A 25096-nucleotide genomic window follows, 5' to 3' on the forward strand; every position below is an offset into this window, starting at 1 on the left:
ATGCTCGTTGGGAAACCCCACTAGGTCCTGATGCGCTGCGCCAAGGCGACCGCCGGGCAGCCGCTAGCGTTCCTTTGCCAGCGGGGCTGGATGGCAATTGTCACTGAAGTACCTCTCCAAGACACGCGTCGCATCCGCCGTCGTCGTTCCCACCGCCTACGCACCGCCGGCACCTCAGTCCGAGCCGGCGAGCACCAGTTCGGCCCGTTCGACGGCGACTTGCTGCGTGATGACCCGCTTGCTGAACATGAAGTCGCGGGGACGGTTGATGCAGTCGGCGGCAAGAAGCTCGCCGGCACGGAGGTAGAAGCAGGTGAAGTCGCGCTCCCGGGTCGGGTCGCCGCTGAGGACGACCTCGTCGTACCCGGTGTTGAGACCGGCGATCTGGAGCTTGAGGTCGTATTGATCTGACCAGAACCATGGAAGGGCCGCTATCTTCTTGGACTTCCCACAGACGGTCGCGGCGGCGACCTTGGCCTGCTCGGCCGCGCTCGGCACGGACTCCAGGCGGATGCGACGGCCGTAACGGGCCATGTCGTGGCTGGCGCAGTCCCCGGCGGCCACGATGTCGGGGTCGCTAGTCCGGGCCTGATCGTCGATCACGACGCCGTTGTCGACGACCAGGCCCGCGGTGGCGGCGAGCTCGGTGTTCGGCTCCACGCCGATGCCGACAATGACGAGGTCGGCGGGAATTGATTCGCCACCGGCCAGGATTACTTCGCGGACCCTGCCGTCGCCGGACAGAGCCTCGACCAGCGTGCCCGTCCGGATGTTGACGCCCTCCTCCCGGTGGATCCGGTCGAAGAACTCCGATACCTCCGGGGCGGTGACCCGTTCAAGGACGCGCCCGGTCGCCTCGAGCAGGGTGACCTCCAGACCCAGTGCACGCAACGAGGCGGCTGTCTCCAGTCCGATGTAGCCGCCGCCGACGATCACCGCCCGACGCCCGGGGCCGGCGGCCTCTCGGATCATCTCGCCGTCCGCGGCGGTGCGTAGGTAGAAGACTCCGGCCAGGTCCGCTCCCGGGGTGGGGAGCCGACGAGGCCGGGCGCCAGTGCACAGCGCGAGCTTGTCGTAGGGCAGTGCGTCGCCGGTACTCAGCACGACATGACCAGCCGAGCGGTCGACCGCCGCCACCGTCGCATCCAGGAGTCGGATCCGCTGCTTGGCGTAGAAATCCGAGTTGCGGATCGCGAGTTCGGCCAGTTCGCATTTGTCGGCCAGGTACGACTTGGACAGCGGGGGCCGCTGGTAGGGCAACGCCGACTCATCGCCGACGAGGACGATTTCGCCGTCCCACCCTTCTCGGCGAAGACTGGCGGCGAGCTGGGTGCCCGCGTGGCTGGCCCCCGCGATGACCGCTCGCTGCACGGTCATGCGCCACCTTTCGGGGTGAGGCGGACCATCAGCTTACTGATCCCCCTCACGAAGTTGGACTGCACGTACTCGGGCTCACCGACGACCTCGATGTTCTCGAACCGCGGAAGCAGCTCCTCCCACAGGATCCGCAACTGCATCTCGGCCAGCCGGTTACCCATACAGCGGTGCACGCCGAAACCGAAGGAGATGTGGTTACGGGCGTTGGCCCGATCGATAATCAGGTCATCGGGCCGATCGAACACGCGCTCGTCGCGGTTGCCCGAGGCGTACCACATCAGGACCTTGTCGCCCTTGCGGATGAACTGCCCGTTGAGCACAGTGTCGGCCTTGGCGATCCGGCGCATATGCGCGAGCGGGGTTTGCCACCGGATGATCTCCGAGACCATGTTGGGGATCAGCTCGGGGTTCGCCTTCAGCTTCTCAAACTGGTCAGGGAACTCGTTCAGCGCCAGAACACCACCGCTCATGGAATTGCGGGTCGTATCGTTGCCACCCACGATCAGCAATACCAAGTTGCCCAAGAACTCCATCGGGCGATCGATCAGGTCCTTGGTGCTCTCGTCGCTCTGCAACATGGTGATCAGATCGAAGCCGGGCAGCTCTCCGGCAGCTGTCCGGGCTGCCTTGTCCCGCCAGTGAGCGCTGAGACCTCTAGCCATATCGACCATGCCGCGAAATATCTCGTCGTTGTCCGAGGGCCCACCGTTGGCTTGCTCCATGGAGGTGGCGAGATCGGACCATTGGACGAGCTTGCGCCGCTGCTCGAACGGGAAGTCCAGCAGCGTGGCCAGCATGCGCGCGGTTAGCTCGATCGAGACGTGCTGCACCCAGTTGAACGGTTCGCCAAGCGGCAGAGCGTCGAGCACGTCTACCACCCGCTCGCGGATGAGGCCCTCCATCTCACGCAGGTTCTTCGGTGCGACCACACCCTGGACAGCCTGCCGTTGCCGGTCGTGTTTTGGGGGGTCCATCGCGATGAACATCGCAATGTCGAGGAAGCGCGGCGGGCTCCCGATGACGATGAACGGCTCGGAGGAGAAGACCTCGTGGTTCTTGTCGACGGCCACGATGTCGGCATGCCGCGTCACCGACCAGAACGGGCCGAACGCGCTGTGGGCCTGATAGTGCACGGGAGCCTCGTTGCGTAGGCGCTCGTAATAGGACTTCCAGCGACCCTGACGATAGAGGAAAGGATTGCTAAGGTCGATGTCGGTCAGTTCAACCTCGTCAGCCGGCGGGATCGGTCGCTCGATGAAGATTTTTTCACCGTTGGTGCCGGTGACCCAGCGCCGCGTTCTGTCGTAGAGGTGGGCGCCCTGGATTATTCGGTCCATCGGAATTGTTGCCTGAGCCTTGGCAGTGACTGCCTCGCGAATATTGCTCACGTCTCACCTCTCTTTCGTCATCACAGTTGGAACTCGGGCAGATGGACGATCAAACCGTCCCACGCCTCAGAGACCTGCATCTGGCAGGACAGCCGGGAGGTCGGCTGACGCTCGGGGTTCATCGCGAGCATCTCCTCTTCATTGGCCCCGGAGAGGCCGACCCGATCGGACCATTGCGGATCGACGATCACATGGCAGGTGCCGCACGCGGCTTCGCCTCCGCAGTCGCCGTCGATGCCGGGCACCGCATTGTTGGTCGCGACCCGCATCAGTGACTGACCTTCCTCGAGAGGCGCCTCATACTTCTCGCCGCCGTGGGAGACAAATGTGACAACTGCCATAGCCAGGCTCCTTGCGTGTCCTCAGTTACTTGACACAAGTCTTGCGCCAGATGAGCGCTGCGGCTATGTTCGCCGGAGTCAGAAACTTGTGATTTCGGCTCAAAGGGGCCATGGTCAGTGAACCCCAATGACGCGGGTGTGCCCCCACTCGCATTCGTGCAAATGCTCGAGAGCCCGGCGTTTGACCCAGACGCCGTCGCGCGGCTTCGCAACATCATGGCTCGCGAAGGAACCGACGAGGCGACGCTGATTCAGCGTGATATCCAGGCCCCGTTACGGTGGTTTCGTGAGGCGTACCCCGGTCTAGACATCGATCAGGCAACGCTGCTCGGATTTGCGTTAGCCGAACAGGCACAGTTGACGTCCTTCGGCCCGCTGAGTGTTCCGCTGGTCAGCGCGGGCTCAGTGGCCGAGATCGTAGAGCTGCTGACTTATCTGCCGTTGATCACGACGGCTGTCAAAGCACAGTTTCATCCAGATGACCAAGGCCTCACCGTCGGGCTCTGGGGACACACCAGCGATCGTGCCCTGGACTGCCTCGCCGTCACGTACGCCGGGTTGGCGTTGTTGCGACTGCTGGACATGCTCGTCCGTGCGGCGCCGACCCTCACACTCCACTTGAGTTGGCCAGCGCCCGCCGCCTTGAAAGATCGCGAGGACGACCTTACCGCCGGGCGCCTGTTCTTCGACGCTCCGATGTCCTTCCTCCATGTTCCCGCGGACACGCTCAACGAGGTGTGCCGGTTCTCCGATCCCGTCGCATACCGACTCGCCATCGTCGATCTGCAGCGAACTCTCGACCAGCGGAGCGAAACCACGTCGTTCTCGGAGAAGGTGAGACGGCTGCTGCAGAAGGAGCCCGGACGCCGAAGTAAACATTGGTTCGCACATGAGCTGTCGATGTCCACCAGCACACTCAAGCGGCGCCTCTCCGAAGAGGAGACCACCTTTCGCGAGTTGCGCCAAGCATTCCTGCGCGAGCGCGCGATGCTGCAGCTACTCGACCGATCCCTATCGGTGAGTGAGATCGCCACGGATCTCGGATACAGCGACCTCGCCAACTTCTCACACGCCTTCAAGCGATGGACCGGCCGCTCTCCGAGCGAGTTTCGGCTCTCACCACATTGAGCTGTCCCGGCGGGTCCGGAGATCCCGACCTTTGCGGCGTCTTTCTGCAGCGTCGCCTCTCCCCGGGTGTTCGATGAAGGCCCGAGCCTGCGCGCCGGGCAGCAGATTCACCCGGTCACACAAGCCGGCCAGATGCTCGGCCAGCACCGAATCCAATTGGCGGGCATAACCGAAAGTGAACTCCCGCAACAGCGTTCCCATCGTTGACGGGGGATACACCCGGCGGAAAAAGGGTTTTTATGCCGCCAGCGCGGACCAGGTCGACATCATCGATGTAATCCGCGCCCGCGTACATGCTCGCGATCAGGGTGGCCAGTTTCGGAGCCGGATTGGCCGACCTCGACTTGACCCTGGGAGCTGCGATGTGAATCTTGTTGGCCAACAACTCCGATAGGCCTGCCTGCTCAGCCAGCGCCATCACCGGCACCAGGCCCGCGCACGACACCAGATGTCCTCATCGAACACATCGGACCGCGGGGTGAACGTGTGGGACACTCGCGCCGGAAGTGCCGTTCTCGAACTGGACCGATTGTTGCCTGAACAATATCAATCTTCCCAGCTCAGAACGCACTTTCCTTATCCCGACACCCCGACAAACAGTCCATTGTCAGTGGATCGAGGCTAAGACCGCTCAAGTCACAGCTATCTATAGCCAACGCCGAGGTAGCGGAGCGCCACCCGCGAGATCCGCGCACCCGTGGTGGCGATGTCCGCGGAGGGAAGGACGACGTGACTCACGGTGAGCCGCACCAGAACGTCTGCGACCTCCTCGACGTCTTCGGAGTCGAGATCGGCGAAGTGGTCGTGAAACCACGCGACCAAAGCCGCGGAGGAGAGCTGGAGCAGGGACGCCGATGTCGGCAGGAGAGGAAGAACGCCCGTCGTCGGCGCACCGGCGCGATCATCCCCTGAGTGGCTGGACGTCAGCACCGACTTCAGGAGCGGACTGGCTTCTGCTTCACGCAGGGTGAACCGCACCGCTGCGGTGATGCCGCCCTGAACGTCGCCGGTGTGTTCGGCGAGGATGGCGTGGATACCCTCCAGGAAGCGCTGACCCTCGGCCACCACGAGCGCGTCACCAAGTCCCTGCTTATCGCCGAACTCCTTGTATAGCGTCGGTCGGGAGACGCCGACAAGTTCGGCGACCTCACTCACTCGGACTTGTTCCCAGCCCTTCTCAATGGTGAGTTCCCGTGTCGCCCTCAAGACCTGCTCGCGGATATGTCGGCGAAACGACATCCGCGCCGAATCAGTTGGCATACGAGCAGAATAGGTGGCGAACTGGGATCTCCCGCGCAGCCCGACGACTGGCGTCAAACGGTACGGTCGAGAAAGTCGACGACCGCCGTCGAGAATGCGTCGTTGTTGTCGCCAGCAACCATGTGGCCCGCGCCCGACACGTCAACGGTTTGCGCGTGGGGAACCAAGGTGAGGAAATCCTTCACTGTCTCTTCGGAGACTATGTCCGACAGCAGGCCGCGGACCAGCAGCGCCGGCGCGGACACCTGTCGCGCGCCATCGACAAGGAATGCGCTCATCATCTCGAACTCCTCTGCGCCGTCGTCTGAATCACTCTGCAGGAACTGAAAATTCGACGTCGCAAACGCCGGATCCCATCGCCAGGCCCAGCGACCGTCTCCACGTCGGCGGAGGACTTTTTGAAGGCCGTCGACGTTTTCGGGGCGAGGGCGGTGCGGGTTGTAGGCGGCGATCACGTCAGCGGCCGACTCTAGGCTGTCGAAACCTTCGGGATGGGCCGACATGAACGATAGGACTCGGCGGGCGCCGTGCATCTGCATTCGCGGAGTGATGTCAACCAGGACGACGGCCTGCCATAGCTCCGATGGGGCGAGCAAGTGCGTGCCGAGGATGGTCAAACCGCCCAACGATGCCCCGATCGCGGCAACTGGGCGGGCGGAGCCGGCGTACGCGCGCACGGCCAACAGGTCGGACCCCAGCCGTTCGATGTCATAGCGTCCGTCTGGATCCCAGTCGCTGTCACCATGTCCCCTTGCGTCGTAGGCGGCAACGGTGTAGCCCCGCTGATGCAATCGTTGGGCGGTGACATCCCAGGCGTGCCGGCTCTGACCACCGCCGTGAAGGAGCAACACGACCGCCCGCGGTCCGTCACAGCGGTAGAAGTCGACCGCCAGCGAGAGCCCATCCACCGTGGGCACGCGCTCGACGACAGGAGCGGACGAATCATGTGCTCTGTTTGCAGACATCAAGAGATGGCCTTCGGTGCGACGACGGTGACGGTGCCCTGCGCCGCACACACCGCTCTGCCGTCGTTGCAGATGTCGATACGTGCCACACCGCTGGTTCTGCCCAGCGAGATGATCTCAGCCGTGGCTACACAGGTTCCGCTGGAGACTGGACGAAGCAAATTCAGTTTGAACTCCGTCGTCGCGACCCAGGATCCCATCGGAATCACGGGATAAAACACCACTCCAAGGCAATGGTCGACCATGGCCGACAAGCAGCCGCCATGCAAGTTGCCGAAAGGCGTCTTCAGGTCGTCGCGTGCGTCCATCTCCGCGACGAGCCGTCCAGCAGTGAATTCAGTGTGCCGGAAGCCGAGGTAACCGGCCAGCCCGCCCGTGGTTTCTGCTGCGCTCTGCAGTTGTTCAGCGACCTGCTGGTTGAACGCGGTGAACTGCACAGACATGTCCGGCCTCCTACCTCAGCTGTGGTTGAGACATTACGCCTTGTCTGTCACATCGGTCGACAATGGTCGCTCGCCAGGATTGCGGGAAGGAGAAACCTTGAAAGAAATGTCCGGAGCCCGTCACGACTGCGCTCCCGCGGTCCTCGAACAGTCAGCAGGCTCAGTATCGTGCGGAGAACCCACTCGGCGGCGTCGTCGACGGAGACGCCCGGTTCTACGTAACTCCAGTGTCTCCTGAAGATGGGACGGAGAAACTCGGTGACGAGTTCGAAGAGTGACGTCGAGGTCCCCGCCGCGAGGCCAACGCCGGCGAGTTCCTCGTCGCTGCCGAACAACAATCCGATGATCTCTTCGCGGCGCGCGGCCTCAACTGTGTATTCCACGAAATCGACGAGAGCGGAGCCCAGATCGGTGTGCTCCGCGATCCGGGGGTTGATGCGATCGAGATAGCGCTCGGCGGCGCGAATGATGACGCCCGACATCACCGCCTCCCGATTAGGGAAGTAGCGATACACCGTTGCCCTGGAGACACCCGCTGTTCTGCCGATGTCCTCCATGGTCGTGCCTACCACGCCGCAACTCTCTAGGCACCGCTCGGCAGCATCTAGCAATCGGTCGCGAGCGGAATCACGATCTGACGGCGCGGCGGCACCCCATCGCACCAACTTCGTCGACACAACAGCCAGTATGCCGCGGGCGCACACCATTGTGGCTTGACTGCAGATATGACACCATCGCATTCGTGTCTCACAACAGCCCGTGGCCCTGAGCGAGTGATCGATTGTCGGTAGAAGCGCGTACTCCGGTGGCGGTCGGCGTAGGCGAAGTCACCCATCGCGGGGACGACGTCGTCACCGGCCTCGGTTGGTATTCGACGAAACATTCGGTCGGTGTGTGGTCGGCCACCCCTCCACCAACCGGGTGGCGACTGATCGACACGGCAGACGAACAAACTCCGATCGATTCATCGCGGCTGGCCGTCGCAGGCGTCGACGAGGCGACCGGTCGCGCGACAGTGGACGGGTACACGGTCGAATACGACCGAGACGGGCGACCTCGATGGACACCGACCATCGCGCACCTGTCCGACGGGCGAAGAGTCGTCGCACGCAGCGACGATCCGCAGATTGCCGAGGCGATGGCGGGCGAGATGTACGTTGGCAGAACGGTTTGCCTCCGAAACACAGGGTCGTCCACGGGATTCGAGCTTCCATGATCGCCGAGGCCATGGTGTTGACCGGACCGCGGAATCTGGAGCGGCGCCAGATGACCATCCCCGACGTCGGTGACCGCGGTGCGATCCTGCGAGTTGAAGCATGTGGTCTATGCGGTACAGATCACGAACAATTCACCGGACACCTGCCTGCCGGCTTCTCATTCGTTCCAGGTCACGAAATCGTCGGCATCGTCGAACATGTCGGCAATGCGGCCAGCGAACGCTGGTGCGTCCGGGCCGGCCAGCGCGTGGCCGTCGAGGTGTTCCGGTCCTGCCGAGACTGCCCGGAGTGTCGCCGCGGCGAATACCGGCGATGTGCGGTGAACGGCATCGCCACCATGTTCGGGTTCGTCGACGTGGAGATCGGCGCCGGGTTATGGGGCGGATACGCCACCCATGTGGAGCTTCCGTGGGACGCGATGCTACTCCCGATTGCCGAAGACATGGACCCCGTTCTCGCCACGTTGTTCAACCCTCTCGGGGCCGGTATCCAATGGGGGAAAACTCTTCCCGACACCAAGGCGGGGGGTATCGTAGCGATACTGGGACCGGGCATCCGCGGGATCTGCGCGGCGGTGGCGGCGAAAGAGGCGGGAGCCGCTTTCGTCGCGATGACCGGCATCGGTCCACGCGACGATCAGCGACTGGCCATAGCCAGATCATTCGGTGTCGACCTGCCCATCGACGTATCGCAGGACGATGCAGTGACAGCGCTCCAGCGTGAGACAGGCGGACAGCTTGCCGACGTGGTCATCGATGTCACCGCCAAAGCACCCTCCGCGTTCGCCGACGCCGTCGCCCTTGCCAGGCCTGGCGGCAGGGTCGTGGTTGCTGGCACCCGCGGCGGAGGCGGCGCGCCCGGCTTTGAACCAGACACGCTGGTGTATAAGGAATTACACATCGCCGGTGCACTCGGCGTGGAGTATCCCGCCTACCGGGCAGCCCTCGAGATTCTGGCCACGCGCCGCTGGCCGTTCGACCGGATCACAAGAGAATCAACCGGATTCGCTGGTCTCGCGCCGCTGCTCAGTTCGCTTGCAGATGAAAATGCCAAATCGAGTGCGGCCCTGCACAACGTCTTCGTGCCCACGCCCTCACAGCATGCGGAGCTTCAACAGAGGAAGGTCACACGTGACGAGAACGGAACGCGTACCGATGCTCGACCTTGAGCAGGCCCGGCTGCGGGCTGCCGAGTGTGGGCTGCCCGCAGAGATGGCAGAACTGTCAGTATTTCGCGTGGCACTTCACCAGCCGAGCCTCGCAGTGGCCCTGTACGGAATGCTTGAGGCGCTGCTATTTAACGGTGTGCTCGACGCCCGGCTACGCGAATTGATCATCATGCGCATCGGCTGGGTAACGGGGTCGGTATATGAGTGGACACAGCATTGGCGAATCGCGACGCTGCTCGGTGTGGCTTCGGATGACCTTCTGGCGGTGCGTGACTGGCAGAGTTCCAATCGTCTGGGCCATGCCGAGCGTGCGGTCCTGGCGGCGACCGATGATGTGGTACGTGACGGGGTCATTGCCGAGGAAAACTGGGCCGCGTGCCACAAGGCATTCAATGGCGATCACGCGGTTTTGGTCGAACTTGTCGGAGCGATCGCCAATTGGCGGCTCTTTTCGATCCTGCTTCGATCCTTGAATATTCCGCTTGAGTCGGGTACCGACTCCTGGCCGCCCGATGGGCGAGCCCCTCGACGTGACGATTGAGTAAAAACGGTTGTTCAGCAATCGCACCCAAGTTGAAGCTCGGTTACCCCTTATGTTCCTAGTCAGTTGTGGGCTATTGAATTTCAAACGGGTAGTTGTGATTTCGGTCTCTTAGCCACGGTCTCGGGGTAATGCCACCAACTGGACATGTGGAGCCAACTGTTCTGGGACGCCTACACCAGCTTGAAGCACGCTCCGTCATACGAATACGATCCAAGGGATGTCGAGGTTCTTCGCGACTCAGGCCAACTGTTACTACTGGGAGAGTCGTTCAATCGGGTCGCTGGCAACAGAACGCCAATGAAGGCGATCGTCGGCAGTCACCGCACACAGCACCTCACGCAGAGAATTCAAGAGCCCGCTGCTGCAAGCTAGACCCGGCGTCCGACACCGAGGCGCTGCCGTCTTCATACAGCTGACCACGAACGCCAGCCGCGCCGAAGTCCCACCGGGGACGGCAAACACCTTCCGCCGCAACACCTTCGGATGCAGCTTGGACGGAAGGCCACCAGCCACCATAATATCGACCGTCTCGGCGTCGCCAGCACCGCGGACGAATCGGTGTACCGGCCCGTTGCCACCTCGCCTCCGGCTTGCGCGGGTCAATCTCTCAGGTCGTCGTTGCCACACTCAGAAGTGACATGTACAAATCACGGTTCAGCGAGTGTACAGTTCACGGTGTGGAGGTATCCGTGACCGAGTTGCGCGCGCACCTTAGCGATTGGCTCGATCGAGTTCGGGCTGGTGATGAGGTCGTCATCACCGACCGCGGGATTCCGGTCGCGCGACTCGCTGCGCTGGACAGCGCAGGCACCTTGGAGCGTCTCACGGCCGAAGGCGTGATTGCCAGGGCCACCGCGCAGCGGCCCGTCGCTGCGGGACGGTCCCGGCCCCGACCGCGGCGGCCGGTGTCTGACCAGGTCAGCGACCAGCGGCGCTGACCGGTGCCGCTCGTCTACTTCGACGCCAGCGCCTTCGTTAAACTTCTCACCACCGAGACAGGAAGCTCGCTGGCATCCGCGCTGTGGGACGGCTGCGACGCCGCATTGTCCAGCCGCCTGGCCTACCCCGAAGTCCGCGCCGCACTCGCTGCAGCAGCCCGCAATCACGACCTAACCGAATCCGAGCTCGCCGACGCCGAGCGTGACTGGGAGGACTTCTGGGCCGCCACCCGCCCAATCGAACTCACCGCCACGGTTGAACAGCACGCCGGCCGCCTCGCCCGCGCCCATGCCTTGCGCGAAGCCGACGCTGTCCATCTGGCCAGCGCGTTGGCAGTCGGCGAACCCGGCCTGATCGTCGCCGTTTGGGACCGACGCCTGCACGCCGGAGCCCAAGCCGCCGGGTGCCGACTCGCCCCCGCCCAACTCGACCCCTAATCCGACCGCTCGACGTCAGAGGTGGGTCGACCCCGGCATGGATGACGATCAGGTACCGATTCGCCAGGTCAGAACCCGTGTCGTAAGTGGCCAAGTCCCCCCTCGGACACAACTTCTTAGCTGACCCATCTTGCAAACCGACCGGAACTGGGTCGAGCGATTTTTCGATGTTTGCTCTCATCGACAGAGCATCACGGTTCGCCGACACATGACCTTGGATTTTCGGTTATCACTGATACAACCGGCCCCGCGATCGGCGCACCTCTCAGACACCGGTGATCCGGCCCCAATCGGCAGGGCTGCTTCATCCTCGGCACCCCGTGTGCTGAGCAATCGCGTCGGCACCGCCGCGCGCCAAACTGCGGTACAGGTGACGGGTCAGGCCGGAGGTCTTGGCGGAACTGCATGCGGCGGAACAGGATCGACGCCGACGTTGTAGATCCGCCAGTGGTCAACCGGCAACCATGGCGGGTCATCCAGATCAGGGCAGCGCTGCACTGTCACGAAAACCGTCGATTGGGGAAGCACCACGTTCTCGGCGTAACGAATGAGCTCTCCCGTGTCGGGGGGCAGTCGCAGGTGTGCGATATCGGGCGCAGCGTAGGAAGGCCGCGAATACAGGGCACGGTCGGTGAGAAGTTCACGCACTGCGTCCACTTCGGCGCGAAAGCCAGCCAAAGCGTCCGGCACTACGAGCGCCGGCAGCTTGGTTTCGAGCTCTTCGGGACTGCCCAGCATCAGCAGGCGATGCAGATGCGCGTAGAGCGTGACCAGGGGGCGATGGCCTTCAGCTTCGACGTGAAGCCGGAAATCCTCGGCTTCCCCGGGCAGATAGTTTGCACCTTGTTCACGGCGGCGAGCTAGCACCTTGACCGCTTCGACCGGCGTGTATACGTACACGTTCGGATACGTGATCTGCTGCACGGCCCGGTCGCCGCTAATCAGCATCACGGCGTCACCGTCCTGATATAGCGCTACCAAGAAGTCATCTTCTGAGTCTGCGCAGATCCGCGGAATCTGCTCAGCCGGGCGATCGTCAACCCACTCCGCCAGGAGGGTCACGCCGTCGACGTAGGCGTCGGCCTCATCCTGAGAGATTCTCTTCCGCAGGTGGGGACGCCCCAAAGTGTCGGACAGCTCGTCGATCAGCCGAGTGCAGGCAAGAATAGTGATCTCGCGCGATTGGGCTGCTGCGAGGAGAACTGCTGATGCACCCTGCGATGAGCCGATGGCTGCAGACACCAGGACGTTGGTGTCGAGGACGACTCTAAGCATCTAGCGTTAGCGGGCGCGGGCGTTGTGGCGTGAACGACGTTCGGCCCGCATGGTCGCCATCTCTTCCTCGACGAACCTGTTCACCGCCGAATCGTCGACCGCCGCGGACAGGTCTGCCGCGGGGATATTCAGCGCTTCGTCGATGAGTTGATCGTCCGATGCGGGGCCGCCACCGCGGCGCGCCAAGAGACGCGTGCGTGCTGCATCCTTCTGCCGCCGGCCTGCGTCCATAGGTTTAGTTTAGCCCGACCAGCGATCCACGGGGTGCTGCGCGGCGTGCCTCACCTACTTTGAGCACTTGGCAGGTGGCGGTTGCCCACCATGACAAGAGCAACGCGCATAAATTCTGTTGTCCAATTGGCATTTCGTTCAATTCACCAAACTTCAGCGAAGCGAAGCCGTGCTCCGCGCCCGCTTACGCGTCGACCAGTCCGGTCACGTTGACCAGCTCGGAGATCTCGATTGCGATGTCCTCCATCGAATCATCGGCAGTGTCGAGCCCGTTCCGCGACGCCAGCAGCGGGCTCTCCTCGCGGAGAGCCTGGTACGTCGTCTCGTGCACAATCGGGATGAGCAGGTCGCGAGCCAGCAGTTCCGAGAGTTCCTTGTCGGCAACTCCGCCGGTCGGGAGGCGCTTCAGAAGCGCGGGAGTTACCAATACGATTCCGGCGCGCGACTTCGACAAGCCCTTGTCGATGGCACGCATGAAGGGCACACCGAGGCCGATGTTCTCCTCGCTCAACCACACCGTCACACCCTTGGCCTTTCCGGCGACGGTCGACAGGTGCTTCGGACACGGTTTGGACACTCTCCGCGATTTTCGCGTCCAGATTGACGGCCACCGCGTCGAGGTCGCTGTCGAACACGTCGGCGTGGATCCGAAGTGTGACGCTCGGATCCTTTGGCCCAGCATCCGCGACCCCGCAAGGACATTCGCGCCTGAACTTCCGTCAGACTCGCGCGTGTGTGCCGTAGGCCGTGCGGTGTGATGAGCTGCACTTCGGCGCGCTCGATGGCCCGGTTGAACCATCCCGTTGAGTCGTAGCTTGGCCGCTTCGAGTACCCGCCGGCGCGCGCTGGGAACAATAGGTCGCCGGACGAAAGTCGTTCGCACCGGACCACCAGCCGCGACAGCACCGACGCCGCTGCGGGCGGTGCGTCAAGGCCGACGCGGCGCGGTGGGAGCACGGCGCCCGGACGGGATACCGGCTCGAGGGCTGTTCGTGTGACGAGTGCCGCGCGTGGGCCGCGAACGAGGCGCGGGAATACCGGGCCGAATACGATGAGCCGCGGGATGAGTCGATGATCAGAACGCGTCGCAGCGTGGTGCCGGATGCGCGCCTTTCGGGGTGTTGAGGCCGTTCCTATCGCGAACGAACCTGAGTGCGTCTTTCGGCTTCGGTGTGCCGACCCGGTGGTGCGGGCCGATCGTAAATCGACAGCGACGCCTGCCGTGGATAGAGGATTGCTGGACCGAGCCATCGAGCAACGAAGCGGCGCAACGCGAGTCCCTCACGCGGTTCCTCGCCAGGATCGGTCAGGATGGACTGCACCGTGCGCAAGGTCATCTCGGCAAGGTCACGAAGGGCAAGGGCATCGAAGCCGTGAAGTTCCCAATCGACCTCGAATTGATGAAAAGCGGTCAAGCAGATCGAGATTGCCGTGTCGGAGGATAGCGACGTGACGGCTTGGCCGTCATTTCGCGCATTCAGCAGGCTTTCTAGCTGCGGATCGCCGGCGAGGTTCTCGACTCCGAAGGCAATACATTCCACCACCACGGCGACCGGGTCTTCGAGGCCGCTGACGTGGTGGGCAACCTGGTCGATGAATCCGTTGACGGCACGCATCCCGCTGGCCATGAGCAATGCGTCGGCATTGGGAAAGTAGCGGTAAACCGTCTGGCGTGTGACCCCGAGCCTGCGGGCGACGTCGGCAAGACGTATCGCCGCTCCATTTTCGGCGACCTCCTCGTCTACCGCACTCAGGATGCGCGAAATAGCTTCCTCGTCCGAAGAGGGCGTCGAACCTGCCCAGCCGCGACTACGCACTCGCCGTCACCACCCTTGCGCTGGTGAACTCAATTGAAAGAGTCGACGGCCCGGTCATTCCCAGCAACGGCTTCCACGGAGCCGGACCAACGCGGTGAGCGTCCGGAAGGCGGCGCGTAAGGACTGTGAGTGCTTCCGCGAGTTCCCGGCGTGCGAGGTTCGCCCCTAGGCAGTAATGCGCACCGCCACCGAACGTGAGAATTGCGGGAACGTCGTTGCGCGCGATGTCGAAGCGGTCCGCATCGTCATAGATCGCTGGATCTCGGTTGGCGGCGAAGGTGTTGACGACGACGAGAGTTCCGGCCGGGAACATGTAGCCGGCGAATTCGACATCGTCAGCGGCGGCTCGCGGCACGATGCAGGCTGCGGGCGAGTGGCGCATGCTTTCTTCCACGGCCTGCATCGCAAGCTCTGGTTGGTCGCGCAACTTCGCCCATTGGTCAGGATGCTCGCACAGCACCTGCACTGACGCCGACAATTGGTTTCGCGTCGTGTCCGTTCCGGCCATCAGGAATCCGGCCACCAGCATGCGGAGTTCGTCGAGGTTGAGCCGGTCACCGTCACTTTCGGCACGGATCAGCTCGGACAGCAGGTCTTCCCTGAGATTGTCTCGTCGGGCCGCGACCATGCCGTCGACGTAGGCGTCGAGTTCGCTCCACGCGCGCATAATCGCGGCCTCGTCGAAGTTGAAGTGAGGCTGGAAGTTGAGGGCCTTGAAAACCTCCTCTGTCCAGTCCGCGAACATCTGCCAGTCCTCGGGGGGCGCACCGAGTAGCGCGCAGATGATCGGGGTCGGGTACTGGTACGAAATGTCGGTAACGACGTCGCACCGTCCGGCGTCGGCGACCTGGTCAATCAACCCGTTGACCACGTCGCGGATGGTGTCTTGAAGACGCGAGGTCGCACGAGGAGTGAACGCCTTGGATACCAGCTTGCGCAACCTCACATGTGATGCACCGTCCAGGCCCAGGAGGCTGTTCGCCATCTTGTCGAACAACGGCCCTGACGTGATGCCTTGTGCCGCCAAGGTGACTCCAGGGGGTAGGCGGAATCTGTTGTCGCGCAGAAGGTCGCGAGCCATCCCATAGTCCAGTATCTCCGGACCGAGCGGCCCGATTGCGATAGGTGAGCGCGATTGCGCGTTTCGGAGGTCCTCGAGGACGTCATGCGGAGTGGCGTTGAGGTCGTAGCTGAACGTGGGTAGGCCGGCGTCGAAGACGCTGGGAGCAGTGCTGTTCGCGTTCATCAATTCCTCACCTACCAAAATCCCGCCGTCGCAGGCGGATCTACGGACGTACTTGATCAAAGCGTATGACCAATGTGCACCGATGGTCAATGAGCGTCGATATATTTCGAGTTCAAAGAAATAGGCGACTACTAAGATCATACGTTCTCTCATCTTGCGTCCGTACCCGTGGCAGACCATCCGGAAACACCATTGGTGCGTCGTGGCCCTGGGGGCGTTGCGGTCGTCGTCGGCGTGGGATCCCTCGAAGTGGCCACTCGCCGTTCAGGAGTGCCTGCGCTTCGAGGGGCCGATCCTGTTCAACTGGCGAATTCTCTGGGAGGACTGCGAATTCGGCGGCAAGACCATTCCTGCCGGCGCGCAGGTGTGGGCGATGGTGGCTTCCGGGAACCGCGACCCGGGGCATTTTCCCGACCCCGATCGCTTCGACATCTCGCGAACCGACACCGATCACCTGTCCTTCGGTGGGGGTCGCCACTGGTGCCTCGGCCAGCACCTGGCGCGCCTCGAGGCGGAGATTGGCTTCCGAACCTTTTTCGAAAGGGCCCGCAACCTGCGCCTGGACCACCCCGGGCACATCGAGTGGTCGTCGTCGTTCTTCCGCGTGCCGGGCAGCCTGCCCGTGTCGTTCGATCCCGCCTGACACCGAGGAGCGAGGACCGTGACGCGCAAGCGAGTTCGCTTCGGTCTCTACTACGACTTCCGTAATCCGCCCGGGAGCCGTCAGGATCCGGCGAAGCTCTACGACGGGATTCTCGATCAGATCGTGCGAGCCGAAACACTCGGTTGGGACGACGTCTGGATCTCCGAACATCATTTCTGCGACGACGACTACCTGCCGTCCGTTTCTCCGATGGCCGCCGCAATCGCGGCGCGTACCAAGCGGATTCGTATCGGTACCGGCATCCTGATCCTGCCCTTTCACGATCCGCTGCGGGTCGCCGAGGATGCCGCTGTCGTCGACATCGTGTCGAACGGCCGGTTGGAGCTCGGCATAGGTGGCGGCTACCGCGGGCAGGAGTTCGCGGGATTCGGCATCGATCCCACCGAGCGGGCGGGGCGGCTTAACGAGGCGCTTCCCTTGTTGCGCAGCCTCTTTGCGGGCGAGACGGTGACCCACCAGGGCAAGTACTACCGCTACGGCGAGGTGTCGCTGCGGCCGCTTCCGGTGCAGGGCGCGGCGCTGCCGCTGTGGGCCGGCGGGACCACCCCAGCGGCTATTCGCCGAGCGGCCAAACACTGCGACGGATTCCTCGGACTGGGCCCGATCGGGCCGATGATCCCCACCTACCGCGACGAACTGCGGAAAGCCGGTAAAGATCCCGACGTTGCGCAAGTAGCCTCGGCGATGATGTGGCTATTGGTTTCACGAGATCCCGAGGCGCGGTGGAAGCAAGCCCAAGCGCACTTGTCCTACCAGATCAACCGTTACGCGACCTGGACGAAAGAAGCCGGTTTGGATTTCGTCCAACCGGCGCACGACCGCGCCGCGCTCGAGCAGCAGGGCTGCCTGATCGTGACACCCGAGCAGGCCAACGAGATCCTCACCGACTTCATCGACGACAACGAGTTAACCCGGTTCTACAGCTGGACCTTGCCACCGGGGCTGCCGCCGGAATGGAGCGACGAACACGTCGAGCTCTTCGTGACCGAGGTCGCGCCCAATTTTCGCTGATGCCCGAACCGCACAACTCGAACCGCACCAAAGGATCGAAGACAAATCATGAGCACTACCAAGCACTTTGAAGCCGTCGTGATCGGAGCCGGATTCAGCGGCCTCCGGATGCTGTGGGAGCTTCGACAACTAGGCTTGTCGGCCCGGGTCATCGAAGCCGCACCCGATGTCGGTGGCACCTGGTACTGGAACAGATACCCCGGCGCCCGAACCGACAGTCAAAGTTGGGTATACGCCTTCTCCTTCTCCAAAGAGCTTCAGGACGAGTGGGATTGGCAGGAGCGATACCCTACCCAGGCCGAGGCGTTGGCGTACCTGCAATACGTGGCCGATCGTTTCGTCATGCGCCGCGACATTCAGTTCCAGACGCGGGTGGAGTCGGCGGTGTACGACGAAACCGACCAACGCTGGACCGTGACAACCGACCAAGGCGATACCTACACCTGCAAGTACCTGGTGGCGGCGACCGGTGTGCTGTCGCTGCCCTACACGCCACCGTTTCCCGGGATAGACACGTTCGCAGGCGAATCGTACGTGACCGGCCGCTGGCCACAGAAGAGAGTAGACTTCGCGGGCAAGCGCGTCGCGGTGATCGGCACCGGAGCCACCGCCATTCCACTCATCCCCATCGTCGCTCAGACCGCGGCCCACGTCATGGTCTTCCAGCGGACCCCGAACTATGTCCTGCCGGCGCGCAACGCCCCGCTCAGCGACGAAGAGCGCCAGGCGATCCGGACCACGACGACATTTGGCAGCATGCGCGGTACTGGGGCACCAAATCCCCCGACCTGCCCTCACTGCATGAGAACGACGGCTACCTGCTCGACGTCAGCGCCATGGACGTGCTGGCGAGCGTCTACGATCCCAGCGGCGGAAATGACAACAATCCCCTGTGCTGGCCCTACCGCGCCCAGCCCGACGATCTCGTGGGCCTGCCGCCACACGTCATCGCGGTGAACGAACTCGACCCGTTCCGCGACGAAGGTCTCGCATACGCCCGCAAGCTACTGCATGCAGGAGTGAGCGCCGTCAGCCGCTCCGTCGGGCGGCACCTGCCACGGCGGCGACGCGCTGTTGCCCGAGGCACTTGGCGACGTGTACCGATCAACAATCGACGACATCTCGAGTTTCGCACGGTGTTTGCAGTGGCCTTGAACGTGTCAACGCTCCGCAGGGGCGCAGCGGCGCCGATGTGAGCCGCGGTCTGCCGAGTCTGCGCCAGCGGCGTTCAGACTGCGCTCAGGCCGACGTGTCCCGACTGCCGACGACCCACACCGCTGACTCGATTCCAGGCGCGCCGGGGTCGTACGCTGGGTTCCTGCAGTCGGGAGTGTGACATGACCCCTTCCAGGGGATTTCTCCGGCGGAAGCCGGCTCGCAGGTACCGCGACCGCCGCGAAGCGGGTCGGGTGCTGGCGGCCGAACTAGCGTCCTACCGAGGCAAACCCGGGCTGCTGGTGCTCGGACTGGCCCGCGGCGGGGTGCCCGTCGCGTGGGAGGTCGCCGCGGCCCTGAGCGCTTATCTGGACGTCTTCGTAGTGCGCAAGCTCGGCGTGCCGAACTGGCCCGAACTGGCCATGGGCGCGCTGGCCAGCGGCGGGCGGGTGGTGATGAACCACGACGTGGTGTCGAGCCTGCACATCGACGAGGATCAGGTGCGCTCGGTCATCGAGAGCGAGACGACGGAGCTGCGCCGGCGGGTAAACGCCTACCGCGGCGGTCGGGCGGAAGCCGACCCGCACGGCCGCACCGTGGTACTGGTTGACGACGGCATCGCCACCGGCGCGAGCATGTTGGCCGCGGTCCGGACGGCGCGCGCCGCCGGTGCGCAATCGGTGGTGGTCGCGGTGCCGGTGGCACCCCGCTCTGCCTGCCGCCAACTCACCGCCGAAGCCGATGATGTGGTGTGCGCCACGATGCCGGTCGACTTCGATGCCGTCGGGCAAGTCTATGCGGATTTTCGCCAGGTCACCGACGACGAGGTGCGGGCGCTGCTGGCTACACCGGCCCGCGACCTCCCGTAGCGCTGGAATCCGCTACTTCTTGGAGCTTTCGTCTACCGCTTCCTCGGCGGTCTCTGGAGTCTCCGCAGTCGAGGCGTCGGCCTCGTCGGCCTCTTCCGGGTAGTCGACGGCCTCGAGAGGTTCGCCGTCGTCCTCGTCCTCGGTGTTCGGCTCGTCCGCGGCGGCAGCGTCGCGCTGCTGGCGCTCCCGTACCCCATCGACGATCAGCAAGATGACCCCCAGCACGCTGGCGCCGATACACACCCACGCCACCAGCTCATTGCTCGTCACCACCGCGAACACCAGGGCGACGAGCCCGATCAGGGCTAATACGAGCGCAATGATCAACATTGGTCATCCTCCGGCCGGCGCGGTGCGACTGCCCAACCTACCAGGGTCGGCAGCGCCGGAGGGGCAGCCCGCGCTTGTCCAGCCCCCCCGCGATGCGTCAGTTGCCGCGATTGAACTGGTCGAATCCGCCCGCGTCCGCGCTGGAATCGACCGGAGCCGCAGACCCACGCTGGCCGAGCTCTTCGAGCTGGGATTCCAGGTATGTCTTGAGCCGGGTCCGGTATTCGCGCTCGAACGTCCGCAGCTGCTCGAGGCGGCCTTCCAGCACAGTCCGCTGCTGGTTGATGGTCCCCATGATCTCGGAGTGCTTGCGCTCGGCGTCGGCCTGCAGGGCGTCGGCCTTCTCCTGCGCCTGGCGCAGCTGGGTCTCCGACCGCGAGGTGGCATCGGCAAGCATCGCATCGGCCCGCTGGCGAGCCTCCGCGACGGTGGTCTCGGCGGTGTGGCGAGCCTCGCTGAGGATCTGGTCCGCATTCGTCCGCGCGTCGGACAGCATTTTGTCCGCCTCAGCCTTGGCGGTGCCGGTCAACCGGTCAGCGGTGTCCTGAGCCAGGCTGAGCACCCGCGCGGCCTTCATGGCCTGTTCCTCGTTGCTGGACGACGGCGCCGCAGCGGGGGCCGCGACGGGCACCGGCTTGACCGGCTCCGGCTCGGGCTCGAACGCCGGGATCGGCTGCGCGATGGTGGGCGCGGCGGCACCCCCGCCTCCCCCCGCGGCCAACTCCTGGTCTAGCTCGGCGATGCGCTGACGCAGATCGGAGTTCTCCTCGATCAGCCGGGTCAGCTCGTTTTCCACCAGGTCGAGGAAGGCGTCAACCTCATCTTCGTTGTACCCGCGTTTGCCGATGGGCGGCTTACTGAACGCCACATTGTGGACGTCGGCAGGTGTAAGCGGCATTCTTTGTCCCCTCAAAGTTCCTGGACGGTCAAGCGATCTGGAGAGTCTAAAACGGTGCGGTAGCCGTCTGGCAACTGCCGCCCATCCTGTCACACCAGACTCGGCGGTCGCCGATTGGACTAATAAATAAGGAGCAATTTCAATCTCTAAGGCAAATAAATCACATTTCTTAGATGAGAAAAATCACGCGCATCCTACTTGTCGCCGAATCGTGGCCGAACCGTCTCCTAGCTATATTCGGTCCGTGGCCAGCAGCCGCTACGCCGCAGCACTGAACGCCAACTGCATCCCGATGAATGCCACGAGCAACAACACCAGGATCGACAGGTCCAAACGAACGGCGCCGATGGTGATCTGTGGGATCAGCCGACGCAGCAACTTCACCGGTGGATCGGTAATCGACATGATGAGCTCCAGGATCACCACCGTGACGCCGGTGGGCCGCCAGTCCCGACTGAACGAGCGGATCCACTCGATGACCACCCGCGCGATGAGCAGCAGCCAGAAGGTGAACAACGCAAACCCAAGGATCTGAAAGAACAGCACCAACGAGAGCCCGACCTTAACGATGAGAATGAGAGGAAGTCCGTCGCCGCTACGGCAGCGGCACCAGCAAGACTACCGACCCGGCCGCGCCGCACATATCGCACGGGGACAGCCGGTACGCACACGGCCCGGTCGGCCACCTGGTGACCTACCGGGCCGCGCCGCAGAGTTCCGCCTATTGGTAAGCGTAGAAACCGGTTTCGGCGATCCGGCGGCGCTCCTCCGGCGATACGTCGACGTCGGCCGGCGACAGCAGGAACACCTTGGTCGCCACCTTGTCGAACGACCCGCGCAGCGCGAAAGCCAGGCCGGCGGCGAAGTCGACCAGTCGCTTGGCGTCGGCGTTGTCCATCGAGACCAGATCCATGATGACCGGCGTTCCGTCGCGGAACCGCTCTCCGATGGTGCGCGCCTCGCTGTAGTCCTTGGGCCGCAGCGTGGTGATCTTCGACAGCGGGTGGCCGTCCTCGAACATCATCGCCATCCGCCGCGGGTCCATCGCCAGCGCACCACGCGTGGAGCTCCGCAGCCACGATCCCAGGCGGGGCCGCGCCATGTCGGGCCGGTCGAACTCGCGCGGCTGGAAGCGCGGCTCCTCGGGGTAGCCGCCGCGGTAGCTGCTCGGCGGCGGGTAGTCGGCGGGCTCACCGCGCAGCTCGCCGCGCAGGTCGCCGCGCGGGTCCCGGCGAGGCTCGTCGTATTCCCGATCCCGCCCCTCGTAACGCCCGTATTCGTCGTCGAATCGGGGCCGTGAATAACCCCGGGACGGCGTGCGGTCGTCGTAATACTCGTCGTCGTAATCCTCCATCGGAGCCATACCGAAGTAGGCCTTGACCTTGTGCAGAGTGCTCATCGTGCGACCCCTTCTAGCCTGGGATATATGTTGTTTGTGATGAAGGTGTGACTCGAGTGACTATTCACGGTGACCGTAACCGCCGTTGACCCAATAGCGCGGTACCGACACGCACACACGTCGATCCATGTTTGACGGCGATCTCGAGGTCGCCCGACATGCCGGCCGACAATCCCACGGCATGAGGGAAGGCCCGGAGTACCCGGCAGTGCTCGGATTGCAGCCGGTCAAAGGCATGTTCGGGCTCCCAGTCCAGCGGCGGGACGCCCATCAACCCGACCAGTTCCAGGCTGGCGGCACCGTCCACCAGTTCGCAGACCCGATCCACCACGGCGGGCTGGGCGATGTCGACCCCGCCGCGCGACACGTCGCCATCAAGGCTGACTTGCACGTATACCCGCAGCGGCGCGCTGCGGCGGCGCTCTGCGAGCGCGCCGGACGCCGCCCGCTCCAGGGCGGTCACCAACTGCTCGCTGTCCACCGAGTGGGCGGTGTGCGCCCAGCGGGCCAGCGACTTGGCCTTCTTGCGCTGGATCTGGCCCACCATGTGCCACTGCAGGTCCCGAGATCGGCCGTCCGGGGACGCGCCCAGCAACCGCGCCACCTCGGCCACCTTCGCCGAGGCCTCCTGCTCCCGCGACTCGCCGACCGCCCGGCAGCCCAATCGGGCCAGGATCGCCACATCGGTCGCCGGGAAGAACTTGGTGATCGGCAGCAGCTCGATTTCTCCGACTTTGCGACCGGCCGCCTCCGCGGCCGCCGCAAGCCGGGAACGCACCGAGGCCAACGCGCGGGTCAAGTCGGATTGGCGCTCACTCTGTGCTGCGTCCTCGGCGGTCATCCCGGTGTTTCCATCCAGATCAGGGATGCCAGCCGGCCGGTCGGTGCGTTGCGCCGGTGACTGAACAGCGCCGGGTCGGCGGCGGTGCAGCGCGGGTCGACCTCGATGGAGGTGACGCCGAGCCGACGAAGCTGGCCGGCGATTCCGACCCGTAGATCCAGACCCGGGGTGCCGGCAGGGGTCTTGGTGCGACTGCCGGGCAACGCGGATTCCACCTCGGCGGCCATCGCCTCGGGCACCTCGTAGTTGCGGCCGCTGATCGCAGGACCCAGCAGCGCCGAAATGTCACCGACCTGGGCACCCAGCTCCTGCATCGCCTCGACGGTCCGCGCCACCACGCCGTGCTGGGCGCCGACGCGACCGGCGTGCACCGCGCCGACGACACCGCTCCGCGCATCCGCGAGCAACACCGGCACGCAGTCGGCCGTCACCACGACCAGGGCCAATCGCGTTGTCGCCGTGACCATTCCGTCGGTGTCATGCAGGGCCTCGCGCTGCGGTGCATCCACCACCTCGACGTGGGTGCCGTGCACCTGATTCATCCACACGACCCGGTTGCCAGGCAGACCGACGGCTTTGGCCAGCCGGGACCGGTTGGCCCGCACGGCAGCCGGGTCGTCACCGACGTGGTCGCCGAGGTTGAAGGTGTCGAACGGCGGTTTCGACACGCCGCCCGCCCGAGTGGTGGTTACCCGGCGGATCCGAACGCTCACGTCCCCAGTATCTGGATTCCGTTGCTTGTCAGGGTGCATCGACGTCGGGCCACGATGTTTCGAGGCCGGTTTGTCGCGCAGTGGCAAGCAAATCGAGACCTCAGCGGCGCATGAAGGGCGGCACATCGACGTCGTCGTCGTCGCCACCGATGCTCAGGGTCGCACCGTTGGTGTGCAGCGGGACGCTGACGGCGTCGACCGGTTCGAACAGCGTCGAGGTGAGCTTGCCGGCCTTGGCCGTCTCGATGCGATGAGCACCACCGGTTTCGTTGCCGCTGACGGCTTTCCGGCCGGGACCGGCGTCGAAGCCCGCCGCGATCACAGTGACGCGCACCTCGTCGCCGAGCGAGTCGTCGATCACGGTGCCGAAGATGATGTTGGCGTCCTGATGGGCGGCGTCCTGCACCAGCGAGGCAGCCTCGTTGATCTCGAACAGCCCCAGGTCGCTACCACCGGCGATCGACATCAGCACGCCCTGCGCGCCCTCCATCGAGGCTTCCAACAGCGGCGAGTTGATGGCGATCTCGGCGGCTTTGAGGGAGCGGCCCTCGCCGCGGGCCGAACCGATACCCATCAGGGCGGTGCCGGCACCGGACATGATGCCCTTGACGTCGGCGAAGTCGACATTGATCAGGCCCGGGGTGGTGATCAGGTCCGTGATGCCCTGGACACCGTTGAGCAATACCTCGTCGGCGCTGCGGAAGGCGTCCATCAGCGAGACCGCCGCGTCGCCCATCTGCAGCAGGCGGTCGTTGGGGATCACGATGAGGGTGTCGCAGCTCTCCCGCAGCGCTGAGATGCCGTTCTCGGCCTGATTGCTGCGCCGCTTGCCCTCGAACGAGAACGGCCGGGTTACGACGCCGACAGTCAGCGCGCCGAGTTTGCGTGCGATGCTGGCGACGACGGGCGCCCCACCGGTACCGGTGCCGCCGCCCTCACCGGCGGTGACGAACACCATGTCTGCGCCGCGCAGCAGCTCCTCGATCTCCTCCTTGGCGTCCTCGGCCGCCTTCTTGCCGACTTCCGGGTCGGCGCCGGCGCCCAGTCCGCGAGTCGAGTCACGGCCGACGTCGAGCTTGACGTCGGCATCGCTCATCAGCAACGCCTGCGCGTCGGTATTGATGGCGATGAACTCCACGCCCTTGAGGCCTTGCTCGATCATCCGGTTGACGGCGTTGACGCCGCCACCACCGATGCCCACGACCTTGATAACGGCCAGGTAATTGTGTGGGGGGGTCATCATTCGTCTTCCTCCCTGATGGACTCAAGTTCCCCTGGGTCTGCGTGCGGTGTGTCTCCTTGCAAAACCCTCAACCTCAACCATAGAGTTAGAGTTATGTCAAGTAGTTCCGCGTAACCAGAACCGTATGGGTACGACGGGCACTAGCCGTGCAGGCGCGCCGACGCGCCGACGGGTTTTTTGGTTGCGTCCGCGGCGCG

General features: G+C 64.2%; 27 protein-coding genes and 4 pseudogenes. 11 read left to right on the forward strand and 20 right to left on the reverse strand.

The genetic code is table 11. The features are described from left to right. Positions 1–174: 174 nt before the first annotated feature. The 3 genes from JX552_RS17910 to JX552_RS17920 all read right to left on the reverse strand — a co-directional run bounded on the left by JX552_RS17910 (position 175) and on the right by JX552_RS17920 (position 3106). Complete coding sequence (locus JX552_RS17910; RefSeq protein ID WP_012394828.1) at positions 175–1377, reverse strand: NAD(P)/FAD-dependent oxidoreductase; 1203 nt, start codon at positions 1375–1377, stop codon at positions 175–177. Continuing rightward, the gene (locus JX552_RS17915; RefSeq protein ID WP_046188902.1) at positions 1374–2714 is read right to left on the reverse strand and encodes a cytochrome P450; all 1341 of its coding nucleotides are present in this window, start codon (positions 2712–2714) and stop codon (positions 1374–1376) included. The genes JX552_RS17910 and JX552_RS17915 overlap by 4 nt, the downstream gene beginning before the upstream one ends. Before the next feature lie 71 nt (positions 2715–2785). Beyond that, the gene (locus JX552_RS17920; RefSeq protein WP_012394830.1) at positions 2786–3106 is read right to left on the reverse strand and encodes a 2Fe-2S iron-sulfur cluster-binding protein; all 321 of its coding nucleotides are present in this window, start codon (positions 3104–3106) and stop codon (positions 2786–2788) included. A 162-nt stretch (positions 3107–3268) separates the two neighbouring features. Here JX552_RS17920 and JX552_RS17925 point away from each other — a divergent pair, with 162 nt between their 5' ends. Further along, positions 3269–4234, forward strand: a complete 966-nt coding sequence (locus JX552_RS17925; protein WP_046188922.1) for a helix-turn-helix transcriptional regulator — start codon at positions 3269–3271, stop codon at positions 4232–4234. Positions 4235–4303: 69 nt separating this feature from the next. On the opposite strand, the pseudogene JX552_RS17930 reads toward JX552_RS17925, so the two are convergent. The 5 genes and pseudogenes from JX552_RS17930 to JX552_RS17950 all read right to left on the reverse strand — a co-directional run. Then, positions 4304–4729 (reverse strand): annotated as a pseudogene (locus tag JX552_RS17930) (IS1380 family transposase); the annotation flags it as partial. Positions 4730–4876: 147 nt separating this feature from the next. Next, the gene (locus JX552_RS17935) at positions 4877–5455 is read right to left on the reverse strand and encodes a TetR/AcrR family transcriptional regulator (protein WP_172827193.1); all 579 of its coding nucleotides are present in this window, start codon (positions 5453–5455) and stop codon (positions 4877–4879) included. A gap of 92 nt (positions 5456–5547) precedes the next feature. Further along, positions 5548–6459: an alpha/beta fold hydrolase gene (locus JX552_RS17940; RefSeq protein ID WP_012394833.1), complete on the reverse strand. Its 912-nt coding sequence runs from the start codon at positions 6457–6459 to the stop codon at positions 5548–5550. Beyond that, complete coding sequence (locus JX552_RS17945) at positions 6459–6896, reverse strand: PaaI family thioesterase (protein WP_041325313.1); 438 nt, start codon at positions 6894–6896, stop codon at positions 6459–6461. Before JX552_RS17945 ends, JX552_RS17940 begins: the two co-directional genes overlap by 1 nt. 53 nt (positions 6897–6949) lie before the next feature. Further along, positions 6950–7474, reverse strand: coding sequence for a TetR/AcrR family transcriptional regulator (locus JX552_RS17950; protein ID WP_008256180.1), 525 nt, complete (start codon positions 7472–7474; stop codon positions 6950–6952). A 275-nt stretch (positions 7475–7749) separates the two neighbouring features. On the opposite strand from JX552_RS17950, the pseudogene JX552_RS17955 reads away from it, so the two are divergent. The 5 genes and pseudogenes from JX552_RS17955 to JX552_RS17975 form a co-directional block, all read left to right on the forward strand. Next, a pseudogene (locus JX552_RS17955) lies at positions 7750–8118 on the forward strand (hypothetical protein); the annotation flags it as partial. Further along, the gene (locus JX552_RS17960) at positions 8115–9287 is read left to right on the forward strand and encodes a zinc-dependent alcohol dehydrogenase (protein ID WP_012394837.1); all 1173 of its coding nucleotides are present in this window, start codon (positions 8115–8117) and stop codon (positions 9285–9287) included. The pseudogene JX552_RS17955 and the gene JX552_RS17960, both read left to right, overlap by 4 nt. Further along, positions 9250–9828 (forward strand): carboxymuconolactone decarboxylase family protein, encoded by a 579-nt coding sequence (locus tag JX552_RS17965; protein WP_012394838.1) that lies wholly within the window; start codon positions 9250–9252, stop codon positions 9826–9828. Before JX552_RS17960 ends, JX552_RS17965 begins: the two co-directional genes overlap by 38 nt. 486 nt (positions 9829–10314) lie before the next feature. Beyond that, a pseudogene (locus JX552_RS32470) lies at positions 10315–10769 on the forward strand (type II toxin-antitoxin system Phd/YefM family antitoxin). Positions 10770–10772: 3 nt separating this feature from the next. Continuing rightward, entirely contained in the window at positions 10773–11207 is a 435-nt protein-coding gene (locus JX552_RS17975) for a type II toxin-antitoxin system VapC family toxin (RefSeq protein ID WP_012394840.1), read from the forward strand. A 378-nt stretch (positions 11208–11585) separates the two neighbouring features. Here the strand turns inward: JX552_RS17975 and JX552_RS17980 are convergent, their stop codons facing one another. The 5 genes from JX552_RS17980 to JX552_RS18000 all read right to left on the reverse strand — a co-directional run bounded on the left by JX552_RS17980 (position 11586) and on the right by JX552_RS18000 (position 15776). Beyond that, positions 11586–12482, reverse strand: coding sequence for a putative toxin-antitoxin system toxin component, PIN family (locus tag JX552_RS17980; RefSeq protein WP_205873339.1), 897 nt, complete (start codon positions 12480–12482; stop codon positions 11586–11588). Between the two features lie 6 nt (positions 12483–12488). Next, positions 12489–12713: a hypothetical protein gene (locus JX552_RS17985; protein ID WP_205873340.1), complete on the reverse strand. Its 225-nt coding sequence runs from the start codon at positions 12711–12713 to the stop codon at positions 12489–12491. 184 nt (positions 12714–12897) lie between these two features. Further along, a complete protein-coding gene (locus JX552_RS17990) occupies positions 12898–13290 on the reverse strand; it encodes a toll/interleukin-1 receptor domain-containing protein (RefSeq protein ID WP_241010608.1) in 393 nt (130 codons plus the stop codon). A gap of 556 nt (positions 13291–13846) precedes the next feature. Beyond that, complete coding sequence (locus tag JX552_RS17995) at positions 13847–14530, reverse strand: TetR/AcrR family transcriptional regulator (protein ID WP_205873342.1); 684 nt, start codon at positions 14528–14530, stop codon at positions 13847–13849. Further along, positions 14523–15776 (reverse strand): cytochrome P450, encoded by a 1254-nt coding sequence (locus tag JX552_RS18000; RefSeq protein ID WP_205873343.1) that lies wholly within the window; start codon positions 15774–15776, stop codon positions 14523–14525. Before JX552_RS18000 ends, JX552_RS17995 begins: the two co-directional genes overlap by 8 nt. 154 nt (positions 15777–15930) lie before the next feature. On the opposite strand from JX552_RS18000, the gene JX552_RS18005 reads away from it, so the two are divergent. The 5 genes and pseudogenes from JX552_RS18005 to JX552_RS18025 form a co-directional block, all read left to right on the forward strand. Then, positions 15931–16419, forward strand: coding sequence for a cytochrome P450 (locus JX552_RS18005; RefSeq protein ID WP_241010609.1), 489 nt, complete (start codon positions 15931–15933; stop codon positions 16417–16419). Positions 16420–16437: 18 nt separating this feature from the next. Then, positions 16438–17451, forward strand: coding sequence for an LLM class flavin-dependent oxidoreductase (locus JX552_RS18010; RefSeq protein ID WP_205873344.1), 1014 nt, complete (start codon positions 16438–16440; stop codon positions 17449–17451). A 48-nt stretch (positions 17452–17499) separates the two neighbouring features. Further along, positions 17500–18408, forward strand: coding sequence for a flavin-containing monooxygenase (locus JX552_RS18015; RefSeq protein ID WP_241010610.1), 909 nt, complete (start codon positions 17500–17502; stop codon positions 18406–18408). Then, entirely contained in the window at positions 18294–18647 is a 354-nt protein-coding gene (locus JX552_RS18020) for an alpha/beta hydrolase fold domain-containing protein (protein WP_241011170.1), read from the forward strand. Before JX552_RS18015 ends, JX552_RS18020 begins: the two co-directional genes overlap by 115 nt. A gap of 141 nt (positions 18648–18788) precedes the next feature. Continuing rightward, positions 18789–19475 (forward strand): annotated as a pseudogene (locus tag JX552_RS18025) (phosphoribosyltransferase); the annotation flags it as partial. A 12-nt stretch (positions 19476–19487) separates the two neighbouring features. Here the strand turns inward: JX552_RS18025 and JX552_RS18030 are convergent. The 7 genes from JX552_RS18030 to ftsZ form a co-directional block, all read right to left on the reverse strand. Then, positions 19488–19805, reverse strand: coding sequence for a hypothetical protein (locus tag JX552_RS18030; protein WP_205873347.1), 318 nt, complete (start codon positions 19803–19805; stop codon positions 19488–19490). A 97-nt stretch (positions 19806–19902) separates the two neighbouring features. After that, positions 19903–20703 carry a DivIVA-like cell division protein Wag31 gene (gene wag31 / locus JX552_RS18035; RefSeq protein ID WP_205873348.1) on the reverse strand — a complete coding sequence of 267 codons (801 nt, stop codon included), beginning with the start codon at positions 20701–20703 and terminating at the stop codon, positions 19903–19905. A gap of 258 nt (positions 20704–20961) precedes the next feature. After that, entirely contained in the window at positions 20962–21252 is a 291-nt protein-coding gene (locus JX552_RS18040; protein ID WP_205873349.1) for a YggT family protein, read from the reverse strand. Positions 21253–21424: 172 nt separating this feature from the next. Continuing rightward, positions 21425–22102: a cell division protein SepF gene (locus JX552_RS18045; RefSeq protein ID WP_205873350.1), complete on the reverse strand. Its 678-nt coding sequence runs from the start codon at positions 22100–22102 to the stop codon at positions 21425–21427. A gap of 64 nt (positions 22103–22166) precedes the next feature. Further along, positions 22167–22943 (reverse strand): YggS family pyridoxal phosphate enzyme, encoded by a 777-nt coding sequence (locus JX552_RS18050; protein WP_205873351.1) that lies wholly within the window; start codon positions 22941–22943, stop codon positions 22167–22169. Next, positions 22940–23656 carry a peptidoglycan editing factor PgeF gene (gene pgeF, locus JX552_RS18055; RefSeq protein ID WP_205873352.1) on the reverse strand — a complete coding sequence of 239 codons (717 nt, stop codon included), beginning with the start codon at positions 23654–23656 and terminating at the stop codon, positions 22940–22942. The genes JX552_RS18050 and pgeF overlap by 4 nt, the downstream gene beginning before the upstream one ends. Before the next feature lie 100 nt (positions 23657–23756). Continuing rightward, positions 23757–24896 (reverse strand): cell division protein FtsZ, encoded by a 1140-nt coding sequence (ftsZ, locus tag JX552_RS18060; RefSeq protein WP_065135863.1) that lies wholly within the window; start codon positions 24894–24896, stop codon positions 23757–23759. Positions 24897–25096 lie beyond the last annotated feature (200 nt).

It is taken from the genome of Mycobacterium gordonae, assembly GCF_017086405.1.
Classification (GTDB): domain Bacteria; phylum Actinomycetota; class Actinomycetes; order Mycobacteriales; family Mycobacteriaceae; genus Mycobacterium; species Mycobacterium gordonae_D.